The sequence below is a fragment of the Azospirillum brasilense genome, assembly GCF_022023855.1.
In the GTDB taxonomy this organism is placed as follows: Bacteria; Pseudomonadota; Alphaproteobacteria; order Azospirillales; family Azospirillaceae; genus Azospirillum; species Azospirillum brasilense_F.
In genome coordinates, this window is sequence record NZ_CP059450.1 from 577375 (window position 1) to 595524 (window position 18150).

17 protein-coding genes are annotated in these 18150 nt (G+C 67.0%); 12 read left to right on the forward strand and 5 right to left on the reverse strand.

What is annotated here, in order from left to right; translation table 11 throughout:
- The first annotated feature begins 158 nt into the window (after window positions 1-158).
- Window positions 159-1265, forward strand: coding sequence for a TRAP transporter substrate-binding protein (locus H1Q64_RS16015; RefSeq protein WP_145623558.1), 1107 nt, complete (start codon window positions 159-161; stop codon window positions 1263-1265).
- 59 nt (window positions 1266-1324) lie between these two features.
- Here the strand turns inward: H1Q64_RS16015 and H1Q64_RS16020 are convergent, their stop codons facing one another.
- Complete coding sequence (locus H1Q64_RS16020; RefSeq protein ID WP_237906149.1) at window positions 1325-1945, reverse strand: glutathione S-transferase family protein; 621 nt, start codon at window positions 1943-1945, stop codon at window positions 1325-1327.
- 206 nt (window positions 1946-2151) lie between these two features.
- On the opposite strand from H1Q64_RS16020, the gene H1Q64_RS16025 reads away from it, so the two are divergent.
- From H1Q64_RS16025 to H1Q64_RS16035, 3 genes are all read left to right on the forward strand, one after another.
- On the forward strand, window positions 2152-3963 hold the full coding sequence (locus H1Q64_RS16025) for an extracellular solute-binding protein (RefSeq protein ID WP_237906150.1): 1812 nt from the start codon (window positions 2152-2154) through the stop codon (window positions 3961-3963).
- Window positions 3964-3980: 17 nt separating this feature from the next.
- On the forward strand, window positions 3981-4385 hold the full coding sequence (locus H1Q64_RS16030; RefSeq protein WP_237906151.1) for a response regulator: 405 nt from the start codon (window positions 3981-3983) through the stop codon (window positions 4383-4385).
- 221 nt (window positions 4386-4606) lie between these two features.
- The gene (locus tag H1Q64_RS16035) at window positions 4607-5059 is read left to right on the forward strand and encodes a hypothetical protein (protein ID WP_237906152.1); all 453 of its coding nucleotides are present in this window, start codon (window positions 4607-4609) and stop codon (window positions 5057-5059) included.
- A gap of 58 nt (window positions 5060-5117) precedes the next feature.
- On the opposite strand, the gene H1Q64_RS16040 is transcribed toward H1Q64_RS16035, so the two are convergent.
- Window positions 5118-6314 (reverse strand): E22 family MetX-like putative esterase, encoded by a 1197-nt coding sequence (locus H1Q64_RS16040; protein ID WP_237906153.1) that lies wholly within the window; start codon window positions 6312-6314, stop codon window positions 5118-5120.
- Between the two features lie 103 nt (window positions 6315-6417).
- Entirely contained in the window at window positions 6418-6738 is a 321-nt protein-coding gene (locus tag H1Q64_RS16045; RefSeq protein ID WP_014197078.1) for a heavy metal-binding domain-containing protein, read from the reverse strand.
- 220 nt (window positions 6739-6958) lie between these two features.
- Here H1Q64_RS16045 and H1Q64_RS16050 point away from each other — a divergent pair, with 220 nt between their 5' ends.
- From H1Q64_RS16050 to H1Q64_RS16075, 6 genes are all read left to right on the forward strand, one after another.
- Window positions 6959-7594 carry an XRE family transcriptional regulator gene (locus tag H1Q64_RS16050; protein ID WP_237906154.1) on the forward strand — a complete coding sequence of 212 codons (636 nt, stop codon included), beginning with the start codon at window positions 6959-6961 and terminating at the stop codon, window positions 7592-7594.
- 340 nt (window positions 7595-7934) lie between these two features.
- A complete protein-coding gene (locus tag H1Q64_RS16055; RefSeq protein WP_237906155.1) occupies window positions 7935-8876 on the forward strand; it encodes a YqaJ viral recombinase family protein in 942 nt (313 codons plus the stop codon).
- 31 nt (window positions 8877-8907) lie between these two features.
- Window positions 8908-9702, forward strand: a complete 795-nt coding sequence (locus H1Q64_RS16060; RefSeq protein ID WP_237906156.1) for a hypothetical protein — start codon at window positions 8908-8910, stop codon at window positions 9700-9702.
- A 39-nt stretch (window positions 9703-9741) separates the two neighbouring features.
- Window positions 9742-10053 (forward strand): hypothetical protein, encoded by a 312-nt coding sequence (locus H1Q64_RS16065; RefSeq protein WP_041812243.1) that lies wholly within the window; start codon window positions 9742-9744, stop codon window positions 10051-10053.
- Between the two features lie 39 nt (window positions 10054-10092).
- Window positions 10093-10413, forward strand: coding sequence for a hypothetical protein (locus tag H1Q64_RS16070; protein WP_237906157.1), 321 nt, complete (start codon window positions 10093-10095; stop codon window positions 10411-10413).
- A gap of 89 nt (window positions 10414-10502) precedes the next feature.
- Entirely contained in the window at window positions 10503-11138 is a 636-nt protein-coding gene (locus H1Q64_RS16075) for a LysE family translocator (protein ID WP_237906158.1), read from the forward strand.
- 31 nt (window positions 11139-11169) lie between these two features.
- Here H1Q64_RS16075 and H1Q64_RS16080 read toward each other — a convergent pair whose 3' ends face one another.
- Together H1Q64_RS16080 and H1Q64_RS16085 are read right to left on the reverse strand one after the other, a co-directional pair.
- A complete protein-coding gene (locus H1Q64_RS16080; RefSeq protein WP_237906159.1) occupies window positions 11170-12279 on the reverse strand; it encodes a diguanylate cyclase domain-containing protein in 1110 nt (369 codons plus the stop codon).
- Between the two features lie 106 nt (window positions 12280-12385).
- Window positions 12386-14755, reverse strand: a complete 2370-nt coding sequence (locus H1Q64_RS16085) for a Tex family protein (protein WP_237906160.1) — start codon at window positions 14753-14755, stop codon at window positions 12386-12388.
- Window positions 14756-15151: 396 nt separating this feature from the next.
- Here H1Q64_RS16085 and hyfB point away from each other — a divergent pair, with 396 nt between their 5' ends.
- Both hyfB and H1Q64_RS16095 read left to right on the forward strand, forming a co-directional pair.
- Window positions 15152-17197, forward strand: coding sequence for a hydrogenase 4 subunit B (hyfB, locus tag H1Q64_RS16090; RefSeq protein WP_237906161.1), 2046 nt, complete (start codon window positions 15152-15154; stop codon window positions 17195-17197).
- A complete protein-coding gene (locus tag H1Q64_RS16095; protein WP_237906162.1) occupies window positions 17194-18150 on the forward strand; it encodes a respiratory chain complex I subunit 1 family protein in 957 nt (318 codons plus the stop codon). The genes hyfB and H1Q64_RS16095 overlap by 4 nt, the downstream gene beginning before the upstream one ends.

Here is an 18150-nt window from a genome sequence, read left to right on the forward strand (position 1 = left end):
CTAATCCGTAGGACCAGGGTAGACCTGTCATGCGCTTTTGTGCGATGAATCGGAACGAAAACGCTGCTTTGTTACAGTTGTGAAAATTCCCTCGCAACAAGTGGTCCGACGGGCCGCTTGAAACGAAAAGGGAAGGCGGAGTCCACGGGAGAAGAATCGTGAAAAGACGTGCGTTTCTGAAGTCGGCGGGTGCGGGCGCTGCGGCCGCGGGTGCGGGGCTGGCGGTGGCCGGCGTGGCCGCGCCGGCCATTGCGCAGTCGCAGCCGGAAATCCAGTGGCGCTTGGCGTCGAGCTTCCCGAAGAGCACCGACATTCTGTTCGGCGCTTCGGAACTGATCGCCCGCCGCGTCGCCGAGAGCACGGACGGCAAGTTCCAGATCCGCGCGTTCCCGGGTGGTGAGCTGGTGCCCGGCCTCCAGGTGCTCGACGCCGTGCAGAACGGTTCGGTCCAGTGCGGCCACACCTGCGGCTACTACTACGTCGGCAAGGACCCGACCTTCGCCTTCGACACGGCCATTCCGTTCGGCCCGAACGCGCGCCAGACCACCGCCTGGTTCCAGGCCGGCGGTCTCGACCTGATGCGCGCCTTCATGAAGAACCACAACGTCATCCAGTTCCCGGCGGGCAACACCGGCGCCCAGATGGGCGGCTGGTACCGCAAGGAGATCAAGACCGCCGCGGACTTCCAGGGCCTGAAGATCCGCATCGCCGGCATCACCGGCCAGATCATGTCGAAGATGGGCGCCACCCCGACCCAGATCGCCGGCGCGGACGTCTATCCGGCGCTGGAAAAGGGCACCATCGACGCGACCGAGTTCGTCGGCCCCTACGACGACGAGCGGCTGGGCTTCCATCAGGTCGCCAAGTACTACTACTATCCGGGCTGGTGGGAAGGCGGGCCGAACGTCTCGCTCTATGTCAACCTGCAGGAGTGGGAAAAGCTCCCCAAGTCCTACCAGTCGATCCTGACGGCCGCCTGCGCCGAGGCGAACACCTACATGATCGCCCGTTACGATTCGGAGAACGCCAAGGCTCTGAAGCGTCTGGTCGCCAAGGGCACCATCCTGCGCGCCTATCCGCGCGACCTGATGGAGCAGGCGCACAAGATCGCCTTCGAGTATTACGACGAGCTGGCGAAGACCAACCCGAACTTCAAGACGATCTACGAGAGCTGGAAGCCGTTCCTCGACGAGACCCAGCTCTGGTTCCGCGTCGCCGAGCTGCCCTACGACAGCTTCGTCGCGTCCGCCGGCACCAAGAAGTAAGACATTTCGTCTGAGAAAGCCCCCATCCGCATCGCGGGTGGGGGCCTTTTCTTTTGGGATCAGCCGACGTCCTGCTGCGGCATCAGCGCCATCTGGCGCTTGGCGCCGGGCTGGGCCAGCACGCGGGCGTGCCACGCCTGGGCGTTGGGATAGGTGGCGATGTCGATGTTCGACTCCTCCACGAGGTCGATCCACGGGAAGGCGAAGATGTCGGCGATGCTGAGCCGCTCGCCCTCGATGAAGGTCCGCCCCGCCAGATGGCGGTCGAACTGGGCGAGCCCGCTGGCCGCCGCGGCGTCGATCCACGGCAGGGCGTTGGCGTCCCCGTTGAACTTGCGCACCGCGCGGGCGCGCTGGACCGGCAGCAGCACGTCGGCCAGCCAGGACAGCCACTCCGCCAGCCTGATCCGCTCCGCCTCGTCCCGCCCGCCGAACCGGCCGGTCTTTTCCGCCAGATAGGTGAGGATGACGCCCGATTCGGAAATGCTGAGGTCGCCGTGGACCAGGGTCGGCACCCGGCCGAAGCGGTTGATGGCGAGATAATCCGCCGACTTCTGCTGGCCGCCGCGCAGGTCGACATGGCGGTAGGCGTAGGGCACGCCGGCCATCGACAGGAACAGGACGACGCGGGTGGCAGGCTGCGAGTTGAGATTGCCGTAGACGGTGAATTCGGCGGACACGGTCGAAGAACCCTCCATGCTGATCGCGCTTGGCCGCGCGGATTGCCGAAAACCATGACCGCAAGCCCGCCGGGACACCAGAGCAAATCAAGGGGCGCGATGCCGCGGGGTGGGGAAGGGGGTTTCGCACCCCCTCATCCCTCCCACATGTTATCAGAGCGGAACCGGGGCCGAGCGCTCCGGAGCGAACGATGGGAGGATGGGGCATGCGCCGTGTGGCCGCTGGACTGTTGATCGGGCTGATCGCCGCCGCCGTGGCCGGACCGGCGGGTGCGCAGCCGCGGCACGGCATGGCGTTGTATGGCGAGCCGAAATACGGGCCGGACTTCCGGCATTTCGATTACGTCAACCCGGACGCCCCGAAGGGCGGCAAGGTAACCCTCCAGGCCATCGGCTCCTTCGACACGCTGAACCCCTTCACGCTGCGCGGCGTGCCGGCGGCGGGGGCGACGCTGATCTACGACACGCTGATGACCGGGTCGGCGGACGAGCCCTTCACCGAATACGGCCTGCTAGCCGAAAGCGTGGAGATGCCGGAGGATCGTTCCTCCATCACCTTCAACCTGCGCTCCGGCGCGCGGTGGCACGATGGGAAGCCGGTCACCGCCGACGACGTGGTGTTCTCCTTCACCATCCTGACGGAAAGCCATCCCTTCTACCGCAGCTATTACGGCGCCGTGGACAAGGTCGAGGCGGAGGGTGAACGCCGCGTCCGCTTCACCTTCAAGCCGGGCGACAACCGCGAGCTTCCGATGATCGTCGGGCAGTTGCCGGTGCTGCCGAAGCATTATTGGGAGGGCAAGGATTTCCAGTCGACCACACTGGACCCGCCGCTGGGCAGCGGTCCCTACCGCATCGCGTCCTTCGATCCGGGCCGCGGCATCACCTATGAGCGGGTTGCCGACTATTGGGGCCGGGACCTGCCGGTGAATGTCGGTCGGAACAATTTCGGCAGCATGGCCTACGAGTATTACCGGGACGCCAGCGTCGCCCTGCAGGCCTTCCGCGGCGGGCTGTACGACTTCCGCCAGGAAAATGTCGCCAAGACCTGGGCCACCGGCTACGACTTCGACGCGGTGCGCGACGGCAAAGTGGTGAAGGAGGAGATCGCCAACGAGGTGCCGGCGGGCATGCAGGGCTTCGTGTTCAACACGCGCCGCCCGGTCTTCGCGAACCCCAAGGTGCGCCAGGCCATCGCCTACGCTTTCGACTTCGAATGGACGAACCAGACCCTGTTCTATGGCGCCTACAAGCGGACGGAGAGCTATTTCGAGAACTCGCCGCTTCAGTCCAGGGACCTGCCACAGGGCCGCGAACTGGCGATTTTGGAGCCGCTGCGCGGGAAAATCCCCGCCGAGGTCTTCGAGAAGACCTACCATCCGCCCAGCACGGAGGGCCAGAACGGGCTGCGCCGCAACCTCCTGGAGGCCAAGCGGCTGCTCGACGAGGCGGGGACTGACGTGCGCAACGGGGTGCGGGTCGACGTCGCGACCGGCAAGCCGCTGGACTTCGAAATCCTTCTCGACAGTCCGACCTTCGAGCGGGTGACGCTGCCCTTCATCGAGAATCTGAAGCGGCTTGGCATCCGTGCCAGCATCCGCACGGTGGACACCACCCAGTACGAGAACCGCACGCGCGACTTCGATTTCGACATGGTGGTCCATGTCTGGCCGCAGTCCCTGTCGCCGGGGAACGAGCAGACCGGCTATTGGGGATCGGCCTTCGCCGACCGTCCGGGAAGCCAGAATCTGGCAGGGGTGCGCAGCGAGGCGGTCGATCATCTGATCGGCGAGATCGTCCGCGCCGGCAGCCAGGAGGATCTGAAAGCCGCGGTGTCGGCGTTGGACCGCGTGCTGTTGTGGAACCATTACGTGGTGCCGCACTGGTATTCCGGCGTCTACCGCGTCGCCTATTGGAATCGGTTGAAGCGCCCCGACACCGTGCCGCCCTATTCGATCTCCTTTGACTCCTGGTGGCTGTCGGACGCCTCGTCCGCCGGCACCGGCAAGACGCCGTGATCAGGGGGGCGGAATCCATGGACGCTCATTCTTCGGACAGGACACGGACCATCCTCGTCGTTGATGACAACGCGCTGATGCGCAAGCTGTTGGTCCGTTGCCTGGAGGAGGGCGGACACCGCGTGGTGGAGACGGACGATCCGCGGGCCGTGCTCGACTTGATGCGCGCGTTGAAACCCGATCTGGTGATCATGGACGTGGTGATGCCCGGCCTGTCCGGCGTTGAGCTGGTGCGGATGATCCGCGCCGACCGGGCGTTGGTGCGCACGCCGGTCGTTGCCGTCACCAATCTGTCCACACCCACGGACATGCTGCGCTTTTCCAGTGCCGGGTTCGACGGGCATGTGCCCAAGCCGATCCAACCGAAGGACTTCCTGGCGACGATCACCCGCTATCTGGACGGCAAGGGAGAACGGATATGAAAACCGTTTCAAAACAACCTCCTGAGGGAAGTTTATAAAGTATAACTTTAAGAACAGGAGTGTCCCATCTTATTGGTAGAAAGGATGAGGAATCGCTCTCAATCATATGAGAAAAAACGGTTTTATCAGCTTGAATCGGCTCATCGGTCGGCGACCGCTCCTCACCGGCGCGCAGTCCGTGCTATAGTCCTACCGTCCTTGGCCCTTCCACCGCCCAGCCCATGAAGGTCATCGCTGCCGTTTCGCTGTTGCTCGTGCTGCTGGCTGGGTCCGCGGCGGCAGACCCGATGCGGGTCGAGCGGAGCGATCCCGGCCATCTGCGCGCCTTGAATCGTTCATTCCTTCCCCCGGAGGTCATTCCGCCCCGCACGCGCTCTGTGCGCAGCCAGGCGGTCTACAACCTGCCGAAGGGGCTGGACGGGCTCACACGCTACGACGCCGCCTTGTCGCGCCTGTGCCAGCGCGGTGCCTTCGGGCAGGAGATGGACGGCTTCTACTGGGCGCGGACGCCAGACAAGCGTTACGGCGTCGCCTTTTCCGGTGGAGCGAACCTGTCGGACCCGCAGAACAAGCGGAAGACCGGTCAGGTGTATTTTTTCGACGGCCAGGACAGCCGGTGCAACGTCTATGTCGGCGATCAGGCCAAGCTGATGCCGCATTACGTCGGCCCCTGAGGAAAGGCTGAAGAAGGCCCCGTCCGGCGATTCTCACCAGGCGGGGCCACGGAGTCTGCTACTTCGCCATGAACGCCGATATGGTGTCGCCGGCCTTCGCGATGTTGGCGATGCCGTCGAGGTGGCCGAGGCTGGTGGTGATCGCGTCAGTGTAGGTGACTGCGACGCCCTGCTTTTCGAGCCGCTCCTTCAGAGGACGCATGGCGCGCTCCGGCGGGAAGACAAGATCGTCGGCGGAGGGGATCAGCAGCACCGGCGCCTTGATCTTCGCCAGCCCTTCGTCCAGCGCCCCGCCGCCGCCCACCAGGAAGGTCTGGTTGGCCTTCACCAGATACAGGAAGTGGTTGGCGTCGCTGACCGCGGCGCGGGCCGCCGCCGCCTTGTCCAGCCACGCTTCGATGGCGTACTGGTTGTTCATGCTGGCGGCGGGGTCCTTGCCTTCCTCCGCCCAGCCGCGGCCGAAGGTGGCATCGGCCCATTTCCAATGGCGGGCGTGCAGGGTCACCAGTTTCAGCGCCTCGGTCAGTCCGGCCTTGGGCTCCGCCTTGCCATAGTAATCGCCGCCCTGCCAGTTCGGATCGACGCGGATGGGGGCGGCCCACAGGTTCAGCCAGCCGATCAGGAAGGGATCGGCCTCGGCCCCGCCGATCACCGCGACGACGCGCTTGACCATCTCCGGATGGGAAGCCCCCCATTCCAGCGCCTGGAGCGACCCCATGGATCCGCCCATCACCGCGTGCAGGGATCTTACATTAAGACTGTCCAGCAACGCTCTCTGTACATTGACAAAATCGCGGATGGTGACGACCGGGAAACTCATGCCGTAGGGCTTGCCGGTGTCGGGATTGACGCTGGCCGGGCCGGTGGTGATGACAGTCGGATCCTTCGGCGACAGGTTCACCAGCGTGTCGGAACTGATGATGAAGTATTTGTCGGTGTCCAGCGGCTTGCCCGGCCCGATGATGGAGTCCCAATAGCCAGGGGCCGGGTCCTCCATTTTATACTTCCCGGCGGCGTGGCTGTTGCCGCTGAAGAAATGGGTGACGAGGATGACGTTGTCCTTGGCGTCGTTCAGCTTGCCGTAGCTTTCCCAGCCGATCCGGACGTTCTTGATCGTGCCGCCGCCCACCGTGGTGTAGGACGGCATCTCGAACACCTTCTTCTCCACGAGGCCCTCAAAGGCCAGGACCGGCGTCGCGCAGAAGAACCCGGCGGCCAGAACCAGGCCGCCGAGCCGTTTCGCCAGAGAACGCATGTCGTCCCTCCCGTTTCTCAAGTCCCTATCGATGCGGGGAGGGAGTGTAAGGGGGCGCGCCCGCCCGTCCAGGCGGGCAATCGGCCTAAACGGTTGGGGGAACTCAGCCCAGCCGGACGGCGGTTCCGTTGATGGAGACCATCAGCATGCCGTTCTCCTTGCCCAGCACCTCGTAATCGATGTCCACGCCGACGATGGCGTCGGCGCCCAGCGCCCGCGCGGCGTCCTGGAGATCGGCGAAGGCGGCCTCGCGGGCGTCGCGCAACGCGTTCTGGTAACCGCCGGCCCGGCCGCCGACGATGTCGCGGATGCCGGAGAACAGGTCGCGGAACATGTTCACGCCCAGGATCGCCTCGCCCGCGACCATGCCGAGATATTGGGTGACGGGACGGCCTTCGACGGTGTCCGTGCTGGTGACGATCATCGGTTCCTCCGGATGTGGTTTCGCGCCCTCCAGATGGCGGCGCGCACAGCACGGCGCAATGGGTGGGGAAAGGGCGCAGCCGGAGGGAAGGGGAGTCCAATGCGATACTGCGAAATCGCAGCGCATCCTCGGCGAAATTGCGACATAAGCGAAGAAACCTTGCGCGTTCCTCCAACGTTCTCTCATATAAGGGCGCTCTTTCGGCGGGGAGGACGGCGGCATGGACGACACACGGCGGGCGATCCTGCGCTGGATGACCGGCGTGATGGAGGCCCAGGGCTGGAGTGCCGGGGCCTGGGCGCGGCTGGCCGAGGTCACGCCGACCAACATCACCCGCTTCCTGCGCGACCCGGCGCGGGGCAGCGTTCCCAGCGCGGAAACCCTGGGCCGCTTGGCTCGCGTCGCCGGCTCCGAGCCACGCTTCCTCGATGATGCCGCCTACCAAGCCGTGGCACGGGTGCCGTTGTTGTCGGTCGAGCAGGTGCGGGACTTTCTGGAATTGGGGCGGAGGGCCGGGGAAGCCTTCATCGCCGCGGCTTTGACGAGCGGTGCGCGTGGCATCGCCGTGGACCGGCCGGCCTCGCGCCGCGCCTTCGCGCTGACCATCGCCTCTTCCAGCCTGAACGCGGCCGGCGTCCTGCCGGACGACTGCGTGGTGCTGGAACCGTTGGATGTGCTGGCCCCGCAGGCCGGTGACGTGGTGGTGACGGTGGGCGACGGAACGGTGTGCGGATACCGCTTCTTCCCACCCCATCTGCTGCCGGTCAGCACCGACCCCGGTTGCCAACCGACGCCCATTGAGCGCGCCAACGTCGCGGGGGTCGCGGTTCACATCACGCGTTGCCTGCGCGCCTGATCGCGCGTATTTGGCGGGAATCTGCAAGAAAAGCCGCCGATTTCGGCGGTGAAATTCTTTTCCACAACCCCCTTTGACCCCACGAATCCATAACCATCTGTGCCGAGTCGCCCGATTCGGTCACAGCGGGACCGCGGCTGCGCTACATTCTACTTAGTTTTTTGAAAAGATTCGAAGATTCGATCCTACGGCTAAGCCGCAGGTTCTCTTTTTGTTCTTGAATCCTGCGTGTTCGCAGCCCATATTCACGATACGGTTTATGGTTAACGACGATGACGCTGCGAAGACGCATCGACTCGAAGCCAGAGACGCGGAGAAACGGCTGGGGGCCGGCAGGGGAATGGCGATTACGGACGCGCAGCGCGCCGCGCGGGCAGGGCGTATCGGGTCTTCCGACGCCACCCGCATCATGGCGGGCGACTGGTTGAGCCTGTGGCGCGAGAAGACGGGGCGGTCGGCACCGGCTGACCTGGACCTCGTCGCCGCGGTGCAGATCGGCATCGCGACCGAACATCTTCACCCGCGCTTCGTGGAGAAGGCCACTGGCCTTCCCTGCGTGCCGGCGGAACGGACCTGGGTCCATCCGGAGCATGACTGGATGGTCGCCCACCCGGATTTCCTGACCTGGGAGGGCGACACGGATGCCGGTGCGCCGGACACGCTGGTGGAGGCGAAATTCACCGGTGGTTTCCAGACGGATGCGGAACTGGCCCAGCGCTACCACTGGCAGGTCCAGCACCAGCTGGTGGTTACCGGGCTGGACCGGGCGATGCTGTCCATCCTGCGGCCAACCGGCCACGCGCTCGTCCGCGTGCCGCGGCGGGAGGCTGATTGCGGGCGGTTGATGGAGACTCTGGACGCCTTCTGGTGGCACGTCGCCAACGACGTGGAGCCCGGCGATCCGTTGCCCGCTGACGCCCCGGCCTACGAGACCCGGCGGGTGGTGGACATGGCCCGGCACAACCGCTTCGTCGCCCTGGCCGCGGAGCTGGTCGACCGCCGCGCCGCCGCGCTTGCCGTCCGCGAGGCGGAGGCTGCCCTGAAGGCGCTGATGCCCGCCGACGCGCGCATCGCCTTTGTGGCGGGGGAGGAACCGGGCCGCGGCCTGTACCTCGCCCGCGACCGCGAGGGACGCCTGTCGCTGCGCTACGGGGCGCCGCCCCGGCGGGCGCTCGACACCGCCGAAGCGTGGCAGCCCGCCACGGCCGATCCGTCCCCTGACCCGAGCTTGGACGCTGTGCTCAGCGGCGGCTGGGGTGAGGGGAGAGACGAACGCTACTGACCAAAAGGGGAACCCGACGACCATGGGACGCATGAGCAAGACCGATACCGTTGCCGAAACCGAGAAGACCGTCAGCACGGCCGCTCCGAAGATCGCGGGTTCTCAGACCGCCACCGTGGGCCCCGCCGCCCCGGACCCCATGCATTTGTGGAACCGGCTGAAGCGGACCGACCCGAAGGCGACCAAGCCATTCACCCGCTCCGGCGGCTTCCGCGGCACACAGATCGACCCGACGTGGCGCCTGATGATGATGACCGAGGTGTTCGGCCCGGTCGGCAAAGGCTGGGGCTATGAGCAGATGGATTGGACCATCGCCGAGCGCATGATCTTCATCTGCGCCCGCGTCTGGTACCTCGACCCGGAGACGGGGGAGAAATGCTGGACCGGGCCGCAGTGGGGCGGCACGGAGATGGTCCGCCGCCGCAACGGCATTGAGGCGCCCGACGACGAGTGCTTCAAGATGTCGATGACCGACGCGGTGGGCAAATGCCTCGTCCAGCTCGGCCTCGCCGCGGACGTCCATATGGGCCAGTTCGACGACAGCAAGTACCGGGAGGAGGCCGAGGCCTTCTACGCCGCCAAGTCCAACCCGGACCTGCAGCCCGCCGCCATCACCGCCTTCGAGGAGGAGATCCGCAAGCGGCTCGGCGCCTGTCTGGACCTGGACGACCTGGAGGAGCTGTGGCGCACCGGCGCCGGCACCCGCCTGCGCGAGATCGGCACGGTGGACCGCACGGCCCAGCACCGCATCACCAGCCTGTTCGCCCAGAAGAAGGCGGAAATCCTGAAACAAGACGAAGAGGGCGGCGATCTGGAGGCCGCCTGAGCCACGCCATTCCCGCGGCGTGGAAGGGAGAAGCCCTGAATGACACCCGCAAGCAGCACCACTGAACGTTCCCCGAGCGGCCTGTTCCGCATGAGCGCCTGGGAAGGCGAGATGGAGCGCAGCTACCCCCAGCTTCCGCGCTGGTATTGGAACGAGGCGGAACGCCGCAAGCAGTATGCCCGCTGGGTCGAGGCGGAGGCGGAATCGCTGGCTCTGCGGCTGGCCGGGCTGCTCCGCCCCGACACCCCGGCGGACTCCGCCGGGCCGGCCCGCCTGCTGGTCGAATCGCTGGCCCGCGACGCCGAATGGGCGCGCAGCCTGGAAGACCGGCTGCTCCGCAACGCCGCGTGATCGAAAGGCCGCCTGATGTTTAAGAAGGATGCACGCGCCATGACCATTGAAGAGGTCCAGTCCCGGCTGCGCGCGGCCCACGCCCGCATCGGGCATGAGGGACGCTTCGCCCTGACCCTCACCCTGAACGGGACCGAGGACGGCTACATCACCCACTGGTTCCGCCCCGACCCGCACGCCTTCGAGGACTGCCGGGCGGTCGGTTCCGGTTCGATCGCCGAGTGCCTCGCCGCGCTCGACCGCTATGTGGAGACCTACCGGCGCCAGCCGACGAGGGAGGAGGTCGGGCGGACGATTGGGCTGCCGGACTTGCCTTCGCGCGCCCACCACGGAACGAGCTTTCTGATGGCCGCGGAGTGAGCGGGCAGGGCGCCGCGACCATTTTGTCGGCTGACGATCCCGTTTGCCATCCATAAACTGCGGCTTTCCCGAACAGCTGAGCCGCAGCCATGGATGGGTCCGTTCTTGCCCTTTTGAGCGTTCTCGGCGCTTTGGCCATCGGCGCCATCAGCCCCGGCCCCAGCTTTGTCCTGGTGGCACGCACCTCTATCGCCGTGTCGCGTGCCGCGGGTGTTGCCGCCGCCGTCGGCATGGGGGCCGGCGGTGTGGTCTTCGCCACCTTGGCCCTCCTCGGTCTGCACGCCCTGCTGATCCAGGTCGGGTGGCTCTATCTGATCCTGAAAGTCGCAGGCGGCCTTTACCTCGTTCATCTGGCGGTGCGGATCTGGCGAGGGGCGGCGGAGCCTGTCCGCGTTCCGGATGGGGCCGCCAGTTCCCACAGCACCTTGCACTCCTTCGGGATCGGTCTGGCGACGCAGGTCAGCAATCCGAAGACCGCCATCGTCTACGCCAGCATCTTCGCGGCCCTTCTGCCGGCCTCGCCGCCGGCCTGGGTTCTGCTGGCCCTGCCGCCCGCGGTATTTTTGGTCGAGACAGGTTGGTACGCCATCGTCGCCGTGGCTTTCTCCGCCGGCCGCCCCCGCGCCGCCTATCTGCGGTCCAAGGCGTGGATCGACCGGCTGGCGGCCTCTGTTATCGGTGCGCTGGGCATTCGGTTGCTGATGGACGCGGCGAAGCCGTCCTGACGGCCAACCCTTCTGGCGGTGGCCGTCCCGCTCAGGCGGTGCCCAGTTCAAGCCGGTTCTTGCCCAGGCGCTTGGCGCGGTACATGGCCTGATCGGCACAGCGCAGCAGAACACCGGCGTCGGCGCCGTCCGACGGGTAGAAGGCCATTCCCACGCTGGCTGACACCGACAGGTCAAGGCCGGGCAGGGGCCGGTCGATGGAGTCGATGACTTTTTCCGCCACGGCCCGGGCGTTCTCGACGGAGATGTCCCCCTCCAGCAGCACGGCGAATTCGTCGCCGCCGATGCGGGCGGTGGTGTCGCTGTTGCGCAGAGCGCCAGACAGGCGCTGGGCGGTGGTCACCAGAACCTCGTCGCCCTTCTGGTGACCGTGGGTGTCGTTGACCTCCTTGAACCCGTCGAGGTCGAGAAAGAGCAGGGCGAAGCTCTTGTCCTCACGCTTGGCGCGGGCGATGGCGTGCTCCAATCGGTCCTCAAAGCGGATGCGGTTGCACAAGCCCGTCAGCGCGTCGTGCCCGGCCAGATAGCGCAGCCGCTCCTCCAGATGGTGCTGGGCGGTGGTGTTGCGGGCAATCCCCTCCACCCCGATGGGACGCCCGGCGGGATCGCGGCGGATGTAGGCGTTGGCGGAAATCCAGAAGGTGGTGCCGTCCTGCCGCCGCATCGGCATGCGGTGGTCGCGGACCTCGCCGCCCGCCTCCTCCAACGCCGCCAGGAACTTGGCGCGCCCGTCCTCTTCCACGTAATGGTCGGCGATGCGGGTGCCGATCACCGTTTCGGGTCTCAGCCCGAACTCCCGCGCGAACTGGGGGGAGGCCATGCTGACCCGACCATCGAGATCCGTGCGGAAAAAGGCGTCCGGCAGCTTTTCGATGACCGAGCGGAGATCGGCCTCCGACTGGGCCAGCCGCTCCAGCGTGGAGCGCAAGGCGTCCTCCGACCGGGTGCGGCGCTGGAACTCCTGGCGCAGGAAACCCCACAGCGCCAGGGCGGTGAACAGGACGAAGGCGGTGCCCTTGACGTTCTGGATCAGCACCACCTCGCCCAGACCGGCAGCGTCCAAAAGGCGGTCGGACCCCACCACCCAGGCGGTGGCGAGGCCCGTGTACAGGCCGACGATTCGGGTTGCCGAAGTGAGCATGTGCGCATGTGCGGTTGGCGTCGGTGCACACTAGCCTTTGGCGCACGAACCGTCCATGGGGAGACTACCAGAGTGTGTCCGGCACCCGCCCCACGCTTGCTGAGCCTTACCGCTTCTTTCCGGCCTGTGCCCGCGCGAAGGCTTCGGCGAAGGCGTTGTTGATGGGCTCGGGCGCTTTCGCCGGTTTGGGGGCCGGCTTCGGAGCGGAGCCGCCCTTGCCGGGCGGCGGGCCGCGGCGGTCATCCCGGCGCTTGTCGTCGCCACGCTGGCCTTCCGCACGGCCTTGGCCACGCTCGGGGCGCGGGGCGGCGTCGGTCAGGCGCATGGTCAGGCCGATGCGCTTGCGCGGGATATCCACCTCCATCACCTTGACCTTTACGATGTCGCCGGCCTTCACGACGGTGTGCGGGTCCTTCACGAAGCTGGTGGACAGCTGCGAGATGTGGACGAGCCCATCCTGGTGCACGCCGATGTCCACGAAGGCGCCGAAGGCGGTGACGTTGGTCACCACACCTTCCAGAACCATGCCGGTCTGGAGGTCCTTCAGCTCCTCGACGCCCTCCTGGAAGGTGGCGGTCTTGAATTCCGGACGCGGGTCGCGGCCCGGCTTCTCAAGCTCCTTCAGGATGTCCTCGATGGTCGGCACGCCGAACCGCTCGTCGGTGAAGTCCTCGGCGTTCAGTCCGCGCAGGAAGCGGGCGTCGCCGATGACGCTGCCGAGATCCTTGCCGGTCTTCTTCAGGATGCGCTCGACCAGCGGGTAGGCCTCGGGGTGGACGGCGGAGGTGTCCAGCGGGTTGTCGCCCTCGCGGATGCGCAGGAAGCCGGCGGCCTGCTCGAACGTCTTCGGGCCGAGGCGCGCCACGTCGAGCAGTTGCTTGCGCGAGCGGAAGGCGCCGTTGCGGTCGCGGTGCTCCACAATGTTGCGGGCGATCGTCTCGTTCAGGCCGGACACGCGGGTCAGCAACGGAACGGACGCCGTGTTCAGGTCCACGCCGACCGCGTTCACGCAATCCTCCACCACCGCGTCCAGCGAGCGGGCGAGTTTGCCGCCCGACACGTCGTGCTGGTACTGGCCGACGCCGATGGACTTCGGCTCGATCTTCACCAGCTCGGCCAGCGGGTCCTGAAGACGGCGGGCGATGGAGACGGCGCCGCGCAGGCTGACGTCCAGCTTCGGGAACTCTGCCGCAGCGGTCTCGGAGGCGGAGTAGACCGACGCGCCGGCTTCGCTGACCACCAGCTTGGTGAGCTTCAGCTCCGGGTGGCGCTTGAACAGGTCGGCGACCAGCTTGTCCGTCTCGCGGCTCGCCGTGCCGTTGCCGATGGAGATCAGCTCCGCCTTGTGGCGCACCGCCAGGGCGGCAATAGCGGCGATGGAGCCGTCCCAGTCGTTCCTCGGCTGGTGCGGGTAGACGGTGGCGGTGTCGATCAGCTTGCCCGTGGCGTCGACCACGGCGACCTTCACGCCGGTGCGGATGCCGGGGTCGAGGCCGATGGTCGTGCGCGGGCCGGCCGGGGCGGCCAGCAGCAGGTCATGCAGGTTGCGGGCGAAGACGCGGATGGCCTCGTCCTCCGCGCGCTCCCGCAGGTCGCCCATCAGGTCGGTCTCGACATGCGGGCCGATCTTCAGCTTCCAGGTCCAGCGCACCACGTCGGACAGCCACTTGTCGGCCGGGCGGCCCTGGTCGCGGATGCCGGTGTGGGCGGCGATGGTGCGCTCCGCCGGGTGGGGCTGTCCCTCCTCGACCGGCAAATCCAGGCGGATGTCCAGCACGCCCTGCGTCCGGCCGCGGAACAGCGCCAGCGCGCGGTGCGAAGGCACCTTCGCCCAGGGCTCGTCGAACTCGAAATAATCGGAGAACTTGGCTCCTTCGGCCCGCTTCTCCTCGATCACCTTGGATGTCACCACGCCCTTGTCGGCCATGGTGGCGCGCAGCCGGCCGACCAGTTCGGCGTCCTCGCCGAAGCGCTCCACCAGGATGTGGCGGGCGCCGTCCAGCGCCGCCTTGACGTCGGCCACCCCCTTGTCGGCGCTGACGAAGCCGGCGGCCTCGGCGTCCGGCTGGAGCGACGGATCGGCGAGAAGCCGGTCGGCCAGCGGCTCCAGCCCCGCCTCGCGGGCGATCTGCGCCTTGGTGCGGCGCTTCGGTTTGTAGGGCAGGTAGAGGTCTTCCAGGCGCGTCTTGGTGTCGGCCTGACGGATCTGCAGCTCCAGCTCCGGCGTCAGCTTGTCCTGCTCGCGGACCGAGGACAGGATCGCCGTCCGCCGGTCTTCAAGCTCGCGCAGGTAGGACAGCCGTTCCTCCAGCGTGCGCAACTGCGTGTCGTCGAGCCCGCCCGTGGCCTCCTTGCGGTAACGGGCGATGAAGGGGACGGTCGATCCTTCGTCGAGCAGCTTGACGGCCGAGGCGACCTGGGATTCACGGACCGAAAGCTCGTCGGCGATGCGTTGGCTGATGGACGTGGACGGCATGGAGGACCGGTGACTGGTGAAAGGGAAGGGTGCCTCCTATAGCGCGAAGGGGGCCTTCCCGGCCAGTGCCGATCTGGGAGAGGCCGGGAAGACCGGTCTGGAGTGGACGCGCGAATCCGGAGCCCGATTCTTGCGAAAAAGTATAGTTAAAGAAAAACCGCGCACGATTTACGCGTCGTTAACCTTAACGGGCGCATATCTTCCCCTGCAACTTGGTTGCGTTTCCTCCCGAACAGACTCCGGCGGCTCCCGAATTGGGGAGCCGCCTTTTTTCTGTGCGCGTGTCGCCCAAAGCACGCGCACTCGCAAGATGAACGCGACAGAGTTTTTCCCCTTGCGTTCATTGGAAGAAACATCCTTACTGATTGTGGGTCTAATCCAAACGGATTCGCTGCCTTGGGACTGGTCGTTTCGGCAATCGCCTTCCTGTTCGCAGTGGCCATCGTCGGCACCGCGGCGAAGCGGCTGCCGCAGGCGTCCACGGTGGTCTATGGCGGAACGGCTGCGGCCTGCGCGCTGATCGCGCTGTGGGCGGCGCTCCGGCTGGCCGGGGGCGGGCCGGACGCGGCGCTGGTGCTGCCGGTCGGGCTGCCCTGGATCCAGGCCCATCTGCGCGCCGACGCGCTGTCCGCCGTCTTCCTGATCGTCGTCAATCTGGGCGGCATCACCGCCAGCCTGTTCGGCTGGGGGTACGAGCGGGCGCACCACGACTCCCACGGCACTTTCCAGGGCGGCTCTCAGGATGGCCCGGTCCTGCCGCTCTACCCGCTGTTCCTGGCGGGCATGAACATGGTGCTGATCGCCGCCGACGCCTTCACCTTCCTGCTGTCCTGGGAGTTCATGTCGCTGGCCTCCTGGCTGCTCGTGCTGTCCACCCATCGGGAGCCGGACACGCCCAAGGCCGCGCGCCTCTACCTCCTCATGGCGAGCTTCGGGACGGCCTGCCTGCTGCTGGCCTTCGGGGTCCTGGCGACGGCGCACGGCGACTACAGCTTCGCCGCCATCCGCGCCCACGCGCCGGCGGCGGGGGCCGCGGCGCTGGTCGTGGTGCTGATCCTGCTGGGGGCGGGGTCGAAGGCCGGGCTGGTGCCGCTGCATGTCTGGCTGCCGCTGGCCCATCCGGCGGCCCCCAGCCACGTCTCGGCCCTGATGTCCGGTGTGATGACCAAGGTCGCCGTCTACGCGATGATCCGCGTGCTGTTCGATCTGCTGGGCGAGCCGGAGTGGTGGTGGGGCGGCGTGACCATGGGATTCGGCGCGCTGACCGCCGTGATGGGCGTGCTCTACGCTCTGATGCAGGACGACGTGAAGCGGCTGCTCGCCTATTCCACGGTGGAGAACATCGGGGCCATCGTCATCGCGCTGGGGCTGGCGCTGGTCTTCAAGGCCGCCCACACGCCGGTGATCGCGGCGCTCGCCCTGGCGGCGGCGCTGCTCCATGTGGTCAATCACTCCCTGTTCAAGAGCCTGCTGTTCTTCGCGGCGGGCGCCATGCTGACCGCCACGGGGTCGCGCGATCTGAACCGGCTGGGCGGGTTGATCCACCGGATGCCGACCACCGCCGTCCTCGCCCTGATCGGCGCCGCGGCGATCTCGGCCCTGCCGCCGCTGAACGGCTTCGTCGGGGAATGGCTGCTGTTCCAGGCCATCCTGAACGCCCCGGCTTTGTCGGAATGGTCGCTGAAGATCGAGATCGCCGTGGTCGGTGCCGCCCTGGCGCTCGCCACCGCGCTTGCCGGCGCCTGCTTCGTGCGGCTCTACGGCATTGCCTTCCTGGGCCGCCCGCGGTCGCGCGCCGCCGCGGAGGCGGTGGAGGTCGGGCGGGCGATGCGGCTGGGCATGGCGGTTCCGGCTGTGCTCTGTGTTGTTCTCGGCGTCCTGCCGACCCCGCTGATCCGCCTGTTCGAGCCGGCGCTGCGCATGCTGGTGGAGGCCGGGCCGTTCGACGGCCGCGCCTACCAGCCCTGGTTCTGGCTGGCTCCGACCTCGGCCATCGGCAACTCCTACAACGGCCTGATCATGCTGGTGGTGATCGCGCTTTTGTCGGTCGTGCTGGTGCTGGGCATCCACCGCAAGGCGAGCGACCGGGTGCGCTGGTCGATTCCCTGGGGCTGCGGCTTCGACGGGCCGGACCCGGCGGCGGTCACGCAATACACGGCGTCCAGCTTCGGCCAGCCGATCCGCCGCGCCTTCGGCAGCACGGTGTTCCGCGCCCGCGATCATGTGGACATGCCGGCACCGGGCGACACGCGCCCCGCCCGCTTGTCGGTGACCTGGACCGACCCGGCCTGGGTCGTGGTGGTCGAGCCGCTGTCCCGCGCGGTGGGCTGGCTGGCCGAGAAGGCCAACCGCTTGCAGTTCATGACCATCCGCCGCTACCTGACCCTGATGTTTCTGGCGCTGGTCGTGCTGCTGGTGATGGTGGCGGTGACGCAACGATGACGCTGCTGCTCGCCACCCTCTATCAGATCCTGCAGATGCTGCTGGTGCTGGCCCTGGCACCGCTGTTGACCGGCTGGGTGCGGCTGGTCAAGGCGCGGCTGGTCGGACGGCAAGGGCCGTCCGTTCTCCAGCCCTTCCGCGACCTGCTGCGGCTTCTGCGCAAGGAGGTGGTGCTGGCCCGCAACGCGTCCTGGCTGTTCCGCTCCGTGCCCTACATGATGTTCACGGCGATCTGGCTGGCGGCGGGGCTGGTGCCGGTCTTCACCACGCAACTGGCGCTCGCCCCGACAGCAGACCTGATTGCGCTGATCGCCTTGCTCGGCTCTGCCCGCTTCTTCTTGGCGCTCGCCGGGATGGACACGGGGACGAGCTTCGGCGGCATCGGCTCGTCGCGCGAGATGATGATCGCGGCGCTTGCGGAGCCGGCGATGCTGATGATCGTCTTCTCGGTGGCGATCCTGGTCCGCAGCACCTCGCTGGCGGAGATCGCCGATTTCATGATGGCCGGTGCGGTCGGGCTGCGCATCTCCCTGGCCCTGGCGCTGATTGCGCTGGTCATGGTGGCGATCGCCGAGAACGCGCGCATCCCCATCGACAACCCGGCCACGCATCTGGAGCTGACCATGGTCCACGAGGCCATGGTGCTGGAATATTCCGGCCGCCATCTCGCCTTGGTCGAGGCGGCGAGCATGCTCAAGCTGCTGCTCTACATGGCGCTGATTGCCTGCGTCTTCGCGCCCTGGGGCATGGCGACCGCCGGGTCCGGCGTGGCCGCGGCACTGGGGGGAATGCTGGTCTTCGTGGCGAAGTTGGCCGTCGGTGGAACGCTGCTGGCGCTGTTCGAGACCTCCATCGCCAAGATGCGCGTCTTCCGGGTCGGCGAGTTCCTCGGCGGCGCCCTGCTGCTGAGCCTGCTCGGCGCGATCTTCCTCTACGTGTCGCGGGGGGTGTGA

Coding starts and splice junctions, on each gene's coding strand:
- H1Q64_RS16025 (WP_237906150.1), top strand. CDS start 2,152: ATGCGCCGTGTGGCCGCTGGACTGTTGATCGGGCTGATCGCCGCCGCC.
- H1Q64_RS16065 (WP_041812243.1), top strand. CDS start 9,742: ATGACACCCGCAAGCAGCACCACTGAACGTTCCCCGAGCGGCCTGTTC.
- H1Q64_RS16040 (WP_237906153.1), bottom strand. CDS start 6,314: ATGCGTTCTCTGGCGAAACGGCTCGGCGGCCTGGTTCTGGCCGCCGGG.
- H1Q64_RS16070 (WP_237906157.1), top strand. CDS start 10,093: ATGACCATTGAAGAGGTCCAGTCCCGGCTGCGCGCGGCCCACGCCCGC.
- H1Q64_RS16055 (WP_237906155.1), top strand. CDS start 7,935: ATGGCGATTACGGACGCGCAGCGCGCCGCGCGGGCAGGGCGTATCGGG.
- H1Q64_RS16045 (WP_014197078.1), bottom strand. CDS start 6,738: ATGATCGTCACCAGCACGGACACCGTCGAAGGCCGTCCCGTCACCCAA.
- H1Q64_RS16060 (WP_237906156.1), top strand. CDS start 8,908: ATGAGCAAGACCGATACCGTTGCCGAAACCGAGAAGACCGTCAGCACG.
- H1Q64_RS16085 (WP_237906160.1), bottom strand. CDS start 14,755: ATGCCGTCCACGTCCATCAGCCAACGCATCGCCGACGAGCTTTCGGTC.
- H1Q64_RS16095 (WP_237906162.1), top strand. CDS start 17,194: ATGACGCTGCTGCTCGCCACCCTCTATCAGATCCTGCAGATGCTGCTG.
- H1Q64_RS16075 (WP_237906158.1), top strand. CDS start 10,503: ATGGATGGGTCCGTTCTTGCCCTTTTGAGCGTTCTCGGCGCTTTGGCC.
- H1Q64_RS16035 (WP_237906152.1), top strand. CDS start 4,607: ATGAAGGTCATCGCTGCCGTTTCGCTGTTGCTCGTGCTGCTGGCTGGG.
- H1Q64_RS16080 (WP_237906159.1), bottom strand. CDS start 12,279: ATGCTCACTTCGGCAACCCGAATCGTCGGCCTGTACACGGGCCTCGCC.
- H1Q64_RS16050 (WP_237906154.1), top strand. CDS start 6,959: ATGGACGACACACGGCGGGCGATCCTGCGCTGGATGACCGGCGTGATG.
- H1Q64_RS16030 (WP_237906151.1), top strand. CDS start 3,981: ATGGACGCTCATTCTTCGGACAGGACACGGACCATCCTCGTCGTTGAT.